At 63.5% G+C, this 15,591-nt stretch carries 11 protein-coding genes; 3 read left to right on the top strand and 8 right to left on the bottom strand.

Going from position 1 to position 15,591, the window contains the following annotated elements:
- The first annotated feature begins 32 nt into the window (after positions 1-32).
- Positions 33-752 carry a ribonuclease activity regulator RraA gene (locus tag ACH79_RS09165; protein ID WP_161850731.1) on the top strand — a complete coding sequence of 240 codons (720 nt, stop codon included), beginning with the start codon at positions 33-35 and terminating at the stop codon, positions 750-752.
- A gap of 57 nt (positions 753-809) precedes the next feature.
- A complete protein-coding gene (locus ACH79_RS09160) occupies positions 810-2,252 on the top strand; it encodes an aldehyde dehydrogenase family protein (RefSeq protein ID WP_161850730.1) in 1,443 nt (480 codons plus the stop codon).
- A 109-nt stretch (positions 2,253-2,361) separates the two neighbouring features.
- Here the strand turns inward: ACH79_RS09160 and ACH79_RS09155 are convergent, their stop codons facing one another.
- The 8 genes from ACH79_RS09155 to ACH79_RS09120 form a co-directional block, all read right to left on the bottom strand.
- Positions 2,362-4,479, bottom strand: a complete 2,118-nt coding sequence (locus ACH79_RS09155) for a S9 family peptidase (protein WP_246738481.1) — start codon at positions 4,477-4,479, stop codon at positions 2,362-2,364.
- A gap of 169 nt (positions 4,480-4,648) precedes the next feature.
- Positions 4,649-6,364: an iron ABC transporter permease gene (locus ACH79_RS09150; protein ID WP_161850728.1), complete on the bottom strand. Its 1,716-nt coding sequence runs from the start codon at positions 6,362-6,364 to the stop codon at positions 4,649-4,651.
- A gap of 121 nt (positions 6,365-6,485) precedes the next feature.
- Positions 6,486-7,550, bottom strand: coding sequence for an ABC transporter substrate-binding protein (locus tag ACH79_RS09145; RefSeq protein WP_161850727.1), 1,065 nt, complete (start codon positions 7,548-7,550; stop codon positions 6,486-6,488).
- Between the two features lie 27 nt (positions 7,551-7,577).
- Positions 7,578-8,648, bottom strand: coding sequence for an ABC transporter ATP-binding protein (locus tag ACH79_RS09140; protein WP_246738480.1), 1,071 nt, complete (start codon positions 8,646-8,648; stop codon positions 7,578-7,580).
- 292 nt (positions 8,649-8,940) lie between these two features.
- Complete coding sequence (locus ACH79_RS09135) at positions 8,941-10,125, bottom strand: alanine--glyoxylate aminotransferase family protein (RefSeq protein ID WP_161850725.1); 1,185 nt, start codon at positions 10,123-10,125, stop codon at positions 8,941-8,943.
- A gap of 160 nt (positions 10,126-10,285) precedes the next feature.
- On the bottom strand, positions 10,286-11,128 hold the full coding sequence (locus ACH79_RS09130; RefSeq protein ID WP_161850724.1) for an LssY C-terminal domain-containing protein: 843 nt from the start codon (positions 11,126-11,128) through the stop codon (positions 10,286-10,288).
- 166 nt (positions 11,129-11,294) lie between these two features.
- Positions 11,295-12,026 carry a thermonuclease family protein gene (locus ACH79_RS09125; protein WP_161850723.1) on the bottom strand — a complete coding sequence of 244 codons (732 nt, stop codon included), beginning with the start codon at positions 12,024-12,026 and terminating at the stop codon, positions 11,295-11,297.
- Positions 12,027-12,213: 187 nt separating this feature from the next.
- The gene (locus tag ACH79_RS09120) at positions 12,214-13,944 is read right to left on the bottom strand and encodes a hypothetical protein (protein WP_161850722.1); all 1,731 of its coding nucleotides are present in this window, start codon (positions 13,942-13,944) and stop codon (positions 12,214-12,216) included.
- A gap of 377 nt (positions 13,945-14,321) precedes the next feature.
- Here ACH79_RS09120 and ACH79_RS09115 point away from each other — a divergent pair, with 377 nt between their 5' ends.
- Positions 14,322-15,161 (top strand): caspase family protein, encoded by an 840-nt coding sequence (locus ACH79_RS09115; RefSeq protein WP_161850721.1) that lies wholly within the window; start codon positions 14,322-14,324, stop codon positions 15,159-15,161.
- Positions 15,162-15,591 lie beyond the last annotated feature (430 nt).

Here is a 15,591-nt window from a genome sequence, read left to right as displayed (position 1 = left end):
CGGAATGACGGATGAAAGGAATGCGAAGGACCATGACAAAACTGAGCGACGCCACCCGCAACAAACTCAAGACCGTCTCCACCGCCACCGTCGCCACCGCGCTGTTCAAGCGCGGCTTCCGCATCCAGATGATCCAGGATGTGCATCCCATCGGCCCGAACCAGCCGGTGCTGGTCGGCGAGGCCTTTACGCTGCGCTACATGCCGGCGCGCGAGGACCTCAACAAGATCGACGTGTTTCGTGATCGCGCCCATCCGCAGCGCAAGGCAGTCGAGGATTGCCCGCCGGGCGCGGTGCTGGTGATGGACAGCCGCAAGGACGCGCGTGCCGCGTCGGCCGGCGCCATCCTGGTGACGCGGCTGATGCAGCGCGGCTGTGCCGGCGTGATCACCGATGGCGGCTTCCGTGATTCCGCTGAAATCGCGGCTCTCGGCTTTCCCGCCTATCACCACCGCCCGAGCGCGCCGACCAATCTGACGCTGCATCAGGCGATCGAGATCAACGTGCCGATCGGCTGCGGTGACGCGCCGGTGTTTCCCGGCGACGTCATCCTGGGTGATGCGGACGGCGTCATCGTGATCCCCGCACACCTCGCCGACGAAATCGCGGATGAAGCGGTCGAGATGACGGCGTTCGAGGATTTTGTTACCGAGGAGGTGCGCAAGGGCCGCTCGATTCTCGGCCTCTATCCCGCAACCGACGAGCAGACGTCGAAGGATTTTGCTGCTTGGCGCAAGGCCAACGGACGATAGTCTTCTATTCCCGCCGGACGCGGGATCCAAAAACGACGTAACAGTGGAGAGACCACCATGCTGATGTTCAACAATCTGATCGACGGCGAATGGTTGTCCGATGGCGCTCGCGCGCCGAACGTCAATCCATCCGATACCAAGGACATCGTCGGCGAAGCCGTGCGCGGCACGCGTGCGCAAGCCGAGGCTGCGATTGCGGCTGCCAAAGCGGCGTTTCCGGCATGGTCGCGATCGACGCCGCAAGCGCGCTACGACATCCTGAAAAAGGCGTCGGACGAAATCCTGGCCCGCAAGGACGAACTGGGCCGGCTGTTGTCACGCGAGGAAGGCAAGACGCTGCCGGAAGGCGTCGGCGAAGTCGCGCGCGCCGGCCAGATCTTTGCGTTCTTTGCCGGCGAATGCCTGCGGATGGCCGGTGAGAAACTGGCTTCCGTGCGCCCCGACATCGACATCGAGATTACACGCGAAGCGCTGGGTGTTGTCGGCCTGATCACGCCGTGGAATTTCCCGATCGCCATTCCGGCCTGGAAGATCGCCCCGGCTTTGGCCTATGGCAATACCGTGGTGATCAAGCCTGCAGATCTTGTTCCGGGCTCGACCTGGGCGCTGGTCGATATCCTGCATCGCGCCGGCCTGCCCAAGGGCGTGCTCAACCTTGTGATCGGGCGCGGCTCGGAAGTCGGCGCGGTCCTGCTTGAGCATCCCGATGTTGCCGCGATCAGCTTCACCGGCTCGGTGGCCACCGGCCAGAAGGTGGCTGCGGCCTGCATCGCCTCGCGGCCGATGAAGAAGTTTCAGCTCGAAATGGGTGGTAAGAATCCGCTGGTCGTGCTCGACGACGCGGATCTGAAGGTCGCCGTGGAATGCGCCGCCAACAGCGCGTTCTTTTCCACCGGCCAGCGCTGCACCGCCGCCTCGCGGCTGATCGTCACATCAGGCATTCACGACAAATTCGTCGAGGCCCTAACCGAGCGGATGCGCGGCCTGAAGGTTGATGACGCGGTGAAGGCCGGCACCGATATCGGCCCCGTCGTCGATCAGAGCCAGCTCGATCAGGACCTCAAATATATCAGCATCGGCAAGGACGAAGGCGCCAAGCTCGCCTTCGGCGGCGAGCGGCTCAACCGCGAGGCGCCCGGCTTCTACCTGCAGCCGGCGTTGTTCACCGATGTGAGCAACAAGATGCGGATTGCGCGCGAGGAGATCTTTGGGCCGGTGGCCGCGGTCATCCGGGTCAAGGATTATGCCGAAGCGCTGGCGACCGCGAACGACACCGATTTCGGCCTGTCATCCGGCATCTGCACCACCAGCCTGAAATACGCCAGCGACTACAAGCGCAATTCCGAAGCCGGCATGGTGATGGTCAATCTGCCGATCGCCGGCGTCGATTACCACGTGCCGTTCGGTGGCCGAAAAGGCTCCAGCTTCGGCGCCCGCGAGCAGGGCCGCTATGCCGCCGAATTTTATACGACGGTGAAGACGGCCTACACGATGCCGTGAGGCGATGATTCAGGTCGTCGCTATAGGCGCGTGGCCAGCCACGCGCCTTCATGCCTAATGAAGTCCCGTCTGATCGTACCCAGATAATCCTCAGTCCATCGGGATCAATTTAGACCTTCGCCTTCTCCGCCAATCCCACCGCCCACAGCGCGAACGCATAGGCGATCGCGACTTCATCCAGCCGGTTGAAGCGCCCGGATGCGCCACCGTGGCCGGCGCCCATGTTGGTGCGCAGCAGCACCGGGCCGCCGCCGCTCATCGTGGCGCGCAGCCGCGCGATCCATTTCGCCGGCTCCCAATAGGTGACGCGCGGATCGGTCAGTCCGCCCATCGCAAGGATCGCCGGATAGTCCTTGGCCTGAAGGTTATCGTAGGGCGAATAGGACAAAATGGTGCGGAAATCCTTCTCACTCTCGATCGGGTTGCCCCATTCCGGCCATTCCGGCGGCGTCAGCGGCAGCGTGTCGTCGAGCATCGTATTCAGCACGTCGACGAACGGCACCTCCGCGACGATGCCGGCGAACAACTCGCCTGATCGGTTGGCGACCGCGCCCATCAGCATACCGCCCGCGCTGCCGCCATGGCCGACGATACGTTTTGCATTCGTGTATTTCGCCTCGATCAGCGCGCGGCCCGCGGCGGCGAAATCATCGAACGAATTCGTCTTCTTCTCGCGCTTGCCATCGAGATACCAGCCCCAACCCTTGTCCGCGCCGCCGCGGATATGCGCGATCGCGTAGACAAAACCACGATCGACCAGCGACAGCCGATTGGCTGCAAACGACGCCGGCATCGCCATCCCGTAGGAGCCGTAGCCGTAGAGCAATAGCGGCGCGCTTCCGTCGCGCACCAGGTCCTTGCGGTGCAGGATCGAGACCGGCACCTGCGCGCCGTCATGCGAGGTCGCCATGATGCGCGTGGTGACGTAGTCGGCCGGGTTGTGGCCCGACGGGATTTCCTGCCGCTTGCGCAATACGCGCGCCCGCGTCGCCATGTCGTAGTCATAGACTTCAGCCGGCGTCGTCATCGACGAATAAGAAAATCGCAAATTCGTTGTCTCGAATTCGTAGCTGCCCATGGTGTCGAGCGAGTAGGCCGCTTCATCGAAGGCGATGGCGTGCTCTTCTCCGGTCGCCAGATCCCGGATGATGATCGCGGGCAGCGCATTGGCGCGCTCCAGCCGCACCATGTGGCCGGCATAGAGCTCGACATCGAGCACGTAAACGCCCTCACGATACGGGATCAGGTCGCGCCAGTTGGCACGTTCTGGCGAGGCGAGCGGCGCGGTGACGACCTTGAAGTCGATGGCATCGTCCGCATTGGTGAGGATGAACAGTTCATCGCCGCGGTCGGCAATCGAATATTGCACGCCTTCCTCGCGCGCGGCGACCAGCCGCGGCGGCGCTTCGGGGTTGGCGAGATCGATCAGCCGCTGCTCCGAGGTTTCGTGGTCGCCGCCTGCGATCACGCAAAAGCGCCCGGACGAGCTTTCATGCAGATGGGTGAACCAGCCGGAATCCTGCTCTTCATAAACAAGCGTATCGTCGGCCTGCTTCGTGCCAAGCCGGTGCCGCCACACCTGCATCGGCCGATGGTTGTCGTCGAGCTTCACATAGAAGAAGCTCTGGCAATCCTTGCTCCAGACGATGCCGCCGTCGGTCTCCTCGACGAGATCGTCGCGATCGGTACCCGTGGCCCAGTCGCGCACGCGGATCGAGAAATATTCCGAGCCCTTGGTGTCGGCGCTCCATGCCTGGAGCTTATGGTCATGCGAATGCCGCGCGCTGCCGAACTTGAAATATTCATGATCCTTGGCCAGCGCATCGCCGTCGAGCACGATCTCCACATCGCCGCCATCGCGCGGCGTGCGGCCAAACATCTCGTGCTGCCCGCCCTCACGGAACTTTCGCAAGTATGCAAACGGACCGTCCGGCGCCGGCACGCTGGAATCGTCTTCCTTGATCCGTCCGCGCATCTCCGCGACCAGCTTCTTCTGCAACGGCGCGGTATGGCCGAGCAGGCTCTCGGTGTAGTCGTTTTCGGCTTCCAGATATTTTCTGATATCCGGATCCAGGATCGAGGGATCGCGCAGCACTTCCTGCCATCGGGCGTCTTTCAGCCAGGCGTAATCGTCCGTCACCGCGATGCCGTGCGTGGTGAAGGTATACGGGCGGCGCGAGGCGATGGGCGGCGATAGGGCAGGCTTTTTGGTGGCGGCTTGGGTCACGCGGTTCCTCGTCAGGCTCAATGATTGGGCCTTATATCGGGGTGAATGTGGCGGATTACTAGATGCCTGCAGGCCGTCATTGCGAGCGAAGCGAAGCAATCCATCGCGCAGCATAACGGATAGATGGATTGCTTCGTCGCTTCGCTCCTCGCAATGACTGGTAGACAGCCTAACTATTCCTTAACCTCGCCCCCGCGCCGCCACCGAACATCGGGATCCGGTTCACGGCCAGCACCACCGTGAATGTGATCACCAGCATCGCGATGCCGAGCACCGCAATCGCGGCCAGGTCGCCGCTTTCATTGAGGTCGTAGATTAGAACCGACAGCACCTTGGTCTGCGAGGTGAACAGCACGATCGCGGCGGATAGTTCGCGCATCACGCCGATGAAGATGAAGCACCAGGTCGCGATCACGCCGGTACGGAGCAGCGGCGCCGTGATCTGGCGTAGCGCCTGCAGCCGTGTCGCGCCGAGGATGCGGCTGGCGTCTTCCAGTTCGGGGTGGATGGTCGCAAACGCTGCCTGCAATTGCTGATAGGCCGAGGGCAGGTTGATGGTGAGAAACGCCAGCAGCAGGATCCACAGCGTGCCGTAGAGCACGAAGGGCGGGCGCGTGTAACTTAAGAACAATCCGACGCCGAGCACGATACCGGGCACGGCGACCGGGGCGGTCGCGAGAAAGCCGAGCATGCGATGGCTCGCGATCACGCGGCGGGTGGTGACATAGGCGACCACGAGCGCGAGGATTGTGCCGACGGTCGCCGTCGATGCGCCAAGGATCACCGTGTTCTTCAGTGCGAGCTGGGTCGACGACAATTCGGTGAACACAAACACGATATTGTGCAGCGTGGCCGTCGATGGCGTCACCAGCGTGGTCGCGTTCGGGGAGAATGCCGCGTTGAGCAGCGCGAAATAGGGCAGGAACACAGGATTGAGCAGCACGAGGAGGCAGAACGCCAGCGCCACCCAGCGCCATCCTCCCATCTCGATCGGCCGCGGCGCGCCATACTTGCCGCCGACCACGGAAAAGCCGCGGCGGCCGAGCAGGAATTTTTGGCCCTGCAGCAGCAGGATCGTCAGCAGCAATAAAGGCACGGCGGCGGCTGCAGCCAATTCGAGCTTGGGCGGATACTGGAACAGGCTCCAGATCTTCGTCGTCATGGTGTGGAAGCCGGCAGGCAGTGCCAGGATCGCAGGCGATCCGAACAGCGTCATCGCCTGCAGGAAGGCGATCAGCGCACCGGCGACCAGCGCGGGCAGTGCCAAGGGAATCGTGACGCGCCGCGCCGTGGTCCACGCCTTGCCGCCGAGAATGGCGGAAGCGTCTTCCAGTTCGCCCGGCATGTTGTCGAGCGCGTTGGCGACCAGCACGAACACGAACGGAAAGGTGTAGCAGGAGATCACGAAGATCAGCCCGGTCAGCGAATAGATATCGAACAGGGGATCTTCGGCGCCGGTGAGGTAGCGATAGAGCTGGTTCAGCATGCCGCTGTTCGGCGCCGCCAGCAGTTCCCAGGCGACCGCGCCGAGAAACGGTGGCGTCACGAACGAGGCCGTCACCAGCGCGCGGATGATCTGCCGCCCCGGCATGTCGGTGCGCGACACCAGCCAGCCGATCGGGGCGGCGACCAGGCAGCAGATCGCCGCCGACGTGGTGGCGATGATCGCGGTCGTCAGCAAGGGATCGAGAAAGGCGGGGTCGGTGAACAGCGTGACGAAATTCTGCAGCGTCGGCCGCCGCGCCTTGTCGGTGAAGGCGTAGACCATCAGCCACGACAGCGGCAGCACGATCAGCAGGATCATGAACGCGGCGAACAGCCACAACACGGGGCGCGTGACGTCGATGCGGGATTTTGGCGCGTCGGTGCTGGTGATGGTGGTCATGCGAAGTTTCTCTCCGTCATTCCGGGGCGATGCGAAGCATCGAACCCGGAATCTCGAGATTCCGGGTCTGGTCCTTCGGACCATCCCGGAATGACGGCGGTGTTCGTGACGGACAGCATCCTCAAACCCTGAACAGGCGCGCATAGCGCGTCTTGATTTCTTCGGTCATCTTCTCGACGCCCTCTGCATCTTCCTTCATCAGCTTGATGTCCGAAATCTTCCGGCCCGGCTTCGACTGCACCTGCGCATGAACCGAATATTGCGCGCTGAAGTCGACAAAGAACTGTTGCGTCTCGCGGGTATGCAGCCAGGCCTGGAACAGCTTTGCGGCGTTGGGGTGCTGCGCGGTCTTGAAGATGCCGGTCGGCCCCGAAATCGTCGGCGTGCCCTCGGTCGGATAGACCGGCTCGACCGGCTGGCCGGCTTCCTTCAGAAGCACGATGCCGTATTCGTTGCCGTCGGCCATCACGGCGCGTTCGCCGAGCGACAGCTTCTTCGGCGGATCGGTCGACGACTGCACCTGCATCACGCGCTGCTTGGCGAGCTTTTCCATGTATTCCCAGCCGAGCTCGCGCACCATCTGGAACGTCGCGGTCATGATGGTGCCGCTATAGGCCGGATGTCCCTTCACCATCTTGCCCGACCATTTGGGATCGAGCAGGTCGGCAAAGCTCTTCGGCGCGTCCTCCGGCTTTATCAGGTTGGTGTTGTAGGCGATCGACGACAGCCACACCCGCGAGGTAGCGAACAGGCCGTCGGGATCGCGATAGCTTTGCGGAAAATGCTTGGCGACATCCTCCGGCACGAACGGCATCAGCCAGCCGTTCTTCTTCCAACTGATGAAGTGCGAGGCATCGGAGGAGTTGACGATATCGGCGGCGCGAATGTTGCTGGCAAACTCCTGGTCGATCCGCTGAAACAGCCGCTCCGAGCCGGAACGCTCGATCTGAATGGTGATGCCGGGAAAGGCCGCTTCGAATGCCTTGCCGAGCTTTTCGCCGACCGGCAGATCCATCGAGGAATAAAAGATCAGCTTGCCTTCCTTCTTCGCCGCCTCCACCAGTGCCGGCGTGACCGCAACCGGCTCCGGCGCCTGGGCGCGCAAGGGGGAAGCGAACACGGTTCCTGCGGCAAGCGCAACTGAGCCTTGCAGGATTTCGCGTCTCGAAAGCTTTTGTCTTCTCATCGCGTCCTCCCGGGTTGTTGTTTCTTGTTATCGGCTGAGTGCCCGGCAACGCTCGGGTGGGAGTGTCAGCCAGACCTCGCTGCCCTTTGGCACATTGGTTTCGGTTGGCGTGGTGGCGCGCAGGCTGGTGCCGTCGGCGACCTCGACCATGTAGTCGCGCGCCGCGCCGAGATAGACCTGCCGCGTGACGACCGCCTTGATCGCATTCTCCGGTGACGCCGGCGCCTGCGTTGACAGGCCGATATCGTGCTGACGGATCGTGACCACGGCGCTTTGGCCCGCTGTGAGCGGCGCGCCGACCACCTTCAACGTCGCGCCCGCGAAGGAGACATGGTTGGCGTCGCGCGCGGTGCCCTTGATCACGTTACTGGCGCCGATGAAGCGCGCGACGAATTCGGATTCCGGCCGCGCGTAAATATCTTCAGGCGTACCGAGCTGGTCGATCCGGCCGCCGTTCATGACAGCGATCAGGTCGGCCGTGGTCATGGCCTCGGACTGGTCGTGGGTGACATAGACCGTCGTGTAGCGATATTCGTCATGCAGCCGGCGAATCTCGAACCGCATCTCTTCGCGCAAATTCGCGTCGAGATTGGAGAGCGGCTCGTCGAGCAGCAGCGTCTCCGGTTCGACGATCAGCGCGCGCGCCAACGCCACGCGCTGCTGCTGCCCGCCGGAGAGTTCGCCGGGATAGCGCTGCGACAGCGCCTCGAGTTTTGTCGTAGCCAGGATCGCCGCCAGTTTCTTGGCGATGGTGTCGCGGTCGAGCTTGCGCAGGCGCAGGCCGTAGACGATGTTTTCCGTCGCCGTCATGTGCGGCCACAGCGCGTAGCTCTGAAAGATCATCGACATGTTGCGCTGCTCGGGCGGCAGCGTGCGCGCGCGTGAAGACACCAGCCGGTCCCCGACATGGATCTCGCCGTCGGAAGGTTCCAGGAAGCCGGCGATCAGCCGCAGCGTCGTGGTCTTGCCGCAGCCGGACGGGCCGAGCAGGCAGACCAGTTGCCCGTGATCGATTTTCAGCGAGACGTTATCGACCACCGCAAGCGTGCCAAATCGCTTGGTCAGACCGCGCAAATCAACGGACGCCAATCGCCTCACTCCCACTCTTTGTTCTTGCACGGATCAGCGCCCGGCTTGGTATGCCAGTATACGCACTAATACGTGTTGGGAAAGAGTAGGATGGATGGAGCGAAGCGATACCCATTATTTAGATGCGGCTGAGAGGCACGGGAGACGCGGCCTCTCTCACCATGTGAAATGGTGACCACGAGTCGCCGCGTTTCGCAGAGCCGACAGTGCGTAGGATGGGTGGAGCGCGGCGATACCCATCAATCGGACTAAATCGCTGATGGGTATCGCTCCGCTCCACCCATCCTACCAAAGATCGGACTTACGCCCCGACGTTCTCGCCGAGATATTCGATCGCGGCTTCGGTTCCGCCCTTGCCGTGGGGAATGCCGAGCGCGGTGAGGCCGACTTCGACCACGCCGAGCGTGCCCAAAATCATCGGTGCATTCACATGGCCCATATGGGCGATGCGAAAAGCCTGTCCCGACAAATCGCCGATCCCGGTGCCGAGCACCACGCCGCATTTCTCCTTGCAGTAGCGCTGCAGCGCCATGGGATCGTGACCGTTCATGGTCACCGTCGTCACCGTGTTGGAGCGCTCACTGGCCTCGGTGATGTTGAAGCCGAGCACCTGGCCCTCGCTCCAGACCGCTACCGCGCGGCGCACCGCTTCGCCGAGCAGACGGTGGCGCTCAAAGGCATTTTCCAGCCCTTCGGTCTGCAACATGTCGATCGCCTTGCGCAGCGCGAACAGCAAATGTACCGGCGCGGTGCCGGCATATTTGCGGTAGTGCTCGCTGCCTTCGCGCTCGGTCCAGTCCCAGTAGGGAGTCCGCAGATTGGCCTTCTTGTGGGCCTGCCGCGCGCGCTCATTGGCGGCGACGAAGCCTAAGCCCGGCGGCGTCATCAGGCCCTTTTGCGAGCCGGACATCGCGACATCGATGCCCCATTTGTCCATCTCGAACGGCATGCAGCCGAGGGAGGCCACGGTGTCGACCATGAACAGCGCCGGATGTCCCGTCGATTTGATCGCCTTGCCGATCGCCTCGATATCGTTATAGGCGCCGGAAGCCGTATCGACCTGCACGGCGACGATCGCCTTGATGCTGTGATCCTTGTCCTGTCTCAGCCGCGCCTCGACCTCGCCCGCACGGACCGCGCGACGCCAGTCGCCCTTAAGCACCTCGACCTCGGCGCCCATCGCGGCCGCAGCCTGGCCCCAGCCGATCGCAAAGCGTCCGCTTTCCAGCACCAGCACCTTGTCGCCGCGCGACAGCACGTTGGAGAGTGTGGCCTCCCAGGCGCCATGGCCGTTGGCGATGTAGATGTAGGATTTCCCTTTGGTCGCGAACAGTTTTGATAGATCGGCGAGCAGGCTTTCGGTCAACTGCACCATCTGATCGGAATAGATGTCGAGCGCCGGGCGATGCATCGCCTGCAGCACCTCGTCGGGCATGGTGGTGGGTCCCGGGATGGCCAGAAACTCCCGGCCCGCGCGAACGGTCATTGTTGGTTTTCCTTATGGGCAAGCACGCGGAATCGAGGCGTGAGGTTCGGCCAGATAATATTCGATCGGAGCCGTCATTGCGAGCGCAGCGAAGCAATCCAGAGTAGCAAAAAAGATCAAATTGCTCTGATTGCTCCGCGCCTCGCACTTGCTCGGCACGTTATTTTCCCACCGCGTCCGCGATCGCGCGCCAGATCTGGTCCTTCAATGCGGTCGCCGGTGGGCTTGGGATCGTCACCGCGGGTCCCTCGCGCTTCTTGCAGGCTTCCACCAGCCGCAGCACCCAGATTTCGCCGTCGGTGTAATAGGGGTCGCCGCCGCCATTGCGCCCCGCGAGTGTCGGCCCGATGCCCGTGACCTGGTATTTCGCCTCCACCATGCCGGCATTTTCCAAATCAGCCGCAAGCAATGCGCGCTCGGCGTCGAGATCGGGGCTGATGTGATGCGTGACCGCGCCGGTATATCGGCTGACGCCGACGCCGCGATCTTCCGTTGCGGCGCCGAGCCAGACCGGGCGCTTCTCCTCGCCGCTCTCCAGCACTTTCCAGTAGCGCACATGATTGCGGCGGTCGGCGCTGGTCCCGATCGGTTTTTCAAAGGCCAAGTCCTCGCGGCGGCCGAGATAATAGAGATTGCTCACCGGCGCCTCCTTGTAGGGACGATCGAGCAGCACGCTGCCGATGATCTCGATCGAGGATTTCAGTGTGATCCGGTCGGCCGGATACCAGCCGGCCGCATGCATCGCGCAGACGACTTCGCCGAGCTCGCCGATCAACCCGACATTCATGGGATCGCCGGGAATACCTTGCGCCGTGCGCGTCACCATCGGCATCTCGGCGAGCCCGCGCTGATGCTCGTAGTGTGTCCAGAAACCCGGCAGCACCAGATAGGCGAGCAGACCGTAGCCGCCGAGGATGACGAGGGCGAGCAACAAGGCGCGCCGCCATCCGCCGCGTTTCTTCAACGGCGGTCGCGATTGTTGATCGGTTGGATTATCCGGCACTCCAGTTCGTTCTCCCTCTCCCCGCTCTTCGCGGGGAGAGGGTCGGCGTGAGGGGCTCTCTCCGCGAATTCTGATGCCAATGGACAGACCTGTACCCCCTCACCCGGATCACATCTGTCGATGTGATCCGACCTCTCCCCGCAAGCGGGGCGAGGTAAGAAAAAAACTACCGCCGCGTCTCGCGACAGCCGGCGGCTTCGGCCTCCTCAACCGAGCAGAACCAGCGCGTGCCCTTTGAAATCTTCATCTCGATCTTCGCATACCAGCGGCTGGTCGGCTGATGATAGATACATTCGCCGGAGCGGTTGACGTTGCCCTTGATGGTGCAGTCCGGCGATGGCGCGACCGGGCCGGATGCCGATGCCAGCAGGACCGCCCTGGCATTTTCCGGCGGTGTAACGGCGCCGAGAATGGCGGTCTTCTTGTTGCGGATGCGCCAATCCCACGGCGCGATGAACGCGCCTTGCCACATCCCGACCTTGGCTTCGCGCGCGGCCTTTTCGTCCGCCTCGTAATCGCGCGAGATCCGCGTCAGCGCCAGCGCCCAGCCGTTCGACACCAGCCATTTCTGGATGTCCTCGCCGTCCGCCTGGCAGCGCGCCACGATGCGGCCGCGGCGATCGACCGCGCCCCTGGTCTGGCAGGTCCAGCTCTTGTTGCCGAAGTGTTTTGTCAGCTCGTCGCGTGCCGCCGCGCCGCAGGTCCAGCGCTCGGCCTTGGTATTGAGGCAGAGCTGATCGACGGCCGGCGCGTCGATGCCGCCGAGGCGGATGCGGTGGTTGCCGATCTGGAGCTGATCGCCTTCACGGATTTTCGGAACGCCGGTGATGTCGGCCGCGTGGGAGACGGCAGGGAGCGAGAGCAGCACGATGGCAGCAAGCAACGTCCATAGTTTCATCGGCAATCCCGGCAAAGCAATGATGCGGATTGTGCGGACAATGGGGCCAGCTTGCCAGTGCAGGGACGTCGCATCGCTTTCAACTTCCCGTCATCGGAATGTAGGGGGGGTTAGCGAAGCGTAACCCACCGAAACTTGCACCGCGCCTGAGGTGGTGGGCTACGGCTTCGCCTAACCCACCCTACGACTACGACTTCTTCGCCATCGCCCTTTTCGCCAGCGCCAGGCCCATCAGCACGAACGCTGACGTCACTTCGGGGCCGCCGACCAGAATCCGCGTCGGCGTCTTCATCTTGTTCCATTCATAGGCGCGGTACGGCCCGTGTCGGCCGCCTTCGCCGAACTGGGCAACGATGCAGTTGAGCGCCGGCGCAAACGTCGAGACGTCGGCGCCGAGATGCGCCAGCGCCATCAGCGCCAGCGCGGCGTCGAACGGGTTCATCTCGCGCGCGATCAGCTCAGTCTCGACATAGTCGAGCACCTTGCCCCGGATGAATTCGAACGCGCCGTTCGGATCGATCGCCCGCCGCGCGGCCTCGGGCAATGCCATGAACGCGGCATGGCAGCGGCCGAAATAGGCGGAGTACAATTCCGGCAGGTAATAGATGTGCGAGCGCGGCTCGGCGAAGGCGCCGCTTTCGGCGAGCCGCCGCTGGAAGCCGAGGATGCGATGCACGGTCTCCAGCCGCTGCGGCGTCTCCAGGATCTTCCAGCGCTTGAGATTGCGGAAAGAGACTTCGAGAATGTCGAGATTGAGCGTGGGATCGAGGTCGTTGCCGTAGGGGCGCTCGCCCTTGATATTGTCGATCCAGGTGACGACGCCGCCCTCGTAATCGATATTGTCGTTGAGGGGCACGGTGACGCGCGGCTCGTTGGCGCCCTCGCGCACCTGGTAGCCGCGGTAGAAGTCCAGGAGTGGCTGGTCGAGGATCGGATCGGTCGAGCCCGCCTGCGTTGCTGCCGAGAACGAGCACGCGGTGGTGTCGCAATCCGGTACGTAGATGCCGAAGCCTAAGTCCTGCTTGATCTGGGCGAAGAAGCGCGAGAAGCGCGGGTGCGGCAATGGCGCCAGCGCGGTGATCACCCGCACCGTCGAGCCGTCATGCGAGGGCACTTCCTCGGCCGAGGTCTTCAGGCAGAAATCCACCATCTCGTCGATGGCGCGCTTTGAGGCCGCGGTCTCTTCGGCAGACGCCAGCCCGGTCTCGAGGTAGCTCAGCAGCGCTTCGGTGAAGAAGGCATCATAATAGGCCGAGCGATGGCGGATCTGCACCGGTTCCCACATCGGCTCGGCGATCCCCCGCCAGGGCGGGTTGATCAGCGCGCGCGCCGGCGAATGTGCGATGAAGATCCGCGCCAGGCTGAACAAGAGCGTCGAGTTCTTGTAGCCGCGCGAATTCAGCCCGGTCAGCGCCATCAGCATTTCGCGCCCGCCCATGTCAGGGTCGCCGATCAGGTTGAAGGCGGCATAGGTCGGGATGAAGCCGTTCCTGGCGAACGAGCGCAGCAAATGCGCGCCGCAGCGGCGGATCACCCGGTCGATCTCGCCGGCATCGGGCATCTGCGCCGGCGCCTTCAGGTGGGGCGGGGAAGGGTGGCGGACGTCGATGTCGGCCATCAGCTCGGCGATCGGCTGCCCAACCGCGGCCCAGTCCGGCTCGGCATCGTCGCGCGCCCGGACCAGCGCCTCGCGCAAGGCGCCGAGCCGCTTCTCATCGCGTAAGGAGGGTAACCCGGTCCGCCGTAGCAGCGGCCGCAGCGCCGGGTTGCCGAGCGCGGTACGATAGAACTTCCCCAGATGCGGGTCGCCGCCGCGGTATTTCAGCAGCACGGGATCGCAGACGTCGTAGAGCGACGGGCCGTCTTTCCGCGCGGTCAGCGCCCGAAATGCGGCGCCGGCGATGGTGTGAAAACCCATGCAGTTTCTTTCCGCCGGAACGGTGAAGGGAGGGCCGCGTTGAGCATGGCAAATAGCTTAACGCGGCCACCGCCGGCCGGATCGGGCCTGCAAGCCCTTGAAAACTATACAAATCCGCAGAAAACACAAACGGTGATGTAGGTCACATAGGAAATCTTAACCTTTATCCATAGTCTGTCGCGGGCGGCTCCATGCATCAAATGAGGTTGTTCGGGAGGGGCTGACAGGCTAAAAGCCGGGTTGTTGCGGTGCCGCAAATTGAGCGCAATTGGACGGCACACACCTTGCAACCCCTTCAAACCTGAATGCTGCTCACGCGACTAACTGGCGCGGTCTTGCTTGGCGCCTTCAGACAGAAACTTGGGAATGGTAACGCGATGAACCTCGGTCAGCTCCACATTTCCCGCCGCAGCGTCACCATTGCCGTGGCGTTCGTCGGCCTGGTGTCGCTGGCGATCGGCGCCCATGCCGCGCTGAACAAGCGTTCGCTCGACGTTGCCAAGGCGATCGGCACCGAGCAGACCGGCTCGATCGGCACCACCGGCAACCGCGTCGCGCTGGTGATCGGCAACGGCCATTATCCGGATGCGTCAGCGCCGTTGTCCCAGCCCATCAACGACGCTCGCGGCCTCACGGCTGCGCTGCGTGCCAAGGGTTTCGACGTCGACGTGGTCGAGGACGCCACCAAGGACGACATGGCCCGCGCCGTCGCCCGCCTGAAAGACAAGATCAAGCCGGACACCGTGGCGATGCTGTTCTTCGGCGGCTACGGCGTCCAGGTCGGCCGCGAGAGCTTTATGATCCCGGTCGATGCCGCGATCTGGAAGGAAGGCGACGTTCGCCGCGACGGCGTCAGCATCGAGCAGGTGCTTGATACGATGACCGAGAAGGGCGCCAAGGCCAAGCTCGTCGTCGTCGATGCTTCCCGCCGCAACCCCTATGAGCGCCGCTTCCGCTCCTACTCGCATGGCCTCGCGCCGATCTCGGCGCCGGAGAACGCGCTGATCCTGACCTCGGCCACGCCGGGCAAGGTCGCCGACGACGGCAAGGGCCAGTACAGCGTGCTGGTGACCGAGCTGCTCAACAATCTGAATTCGCAGTCCGGCGCGGCCAGCGCCTTCAACAAGACCCGCATCTCCGTCTCCCGCGCCTCCGACGGCGAGCAGGTGCCGCAGGTTTCCTCGTCCCTGCTGGAAGACGTCCGCATCGGCGGGTAACGGCGACATCGCGCGCGCCTCCGTCCCCGATGTCCCTGCTTTCGCAGCGGCGACGGATGGAGTGGCGCCCCGGCGCCGAATATGCCTTCGCGCCGAACTGGTCGGTCAAGGCCGAATACGATTACATCAGGATGTTCGCGCAGCAGGTCCAGTTCAACGGGATCGCTTCGGGCGGGGGGGTTCGGCGCCGGCACCCAGCTCAACGCGACGGCCAGCAAGATCAACTAGGACCTGCACCTCGTGAAGTTCGGCGTGAACTACCACTTCACCCCGCAGCCGCTCGTCGCCGCGCGCTACTGAGCGGGGGGGGGGGCATCATCTCACTGCGAAACGAGCCGCTGCCGCAAAGCAGGTGCTCTCCCTCTCCCGCCTGCGAGCCCGCAAGCGGGAGAGGGAGCGCACCGGCATTCGCCGGCTTTACTGAGAGCAA

Source organism: Bradyrhizobium sp. CCBAU 051011 (genome assembly GCF_009930815.1).
In the GTDB taxonomy this organism is placed as follows: Bacteria; Pseudomonadota; Alphaproteobacteria; order Rhizobiales; family Xanthobacteraceae; genus Bradyrhizobium.
The sequence above is the reverse complement of the archived record's forward strand: the minus strand, read 5'-3'. Positions and strand labels throughout refer to the sequence as shown.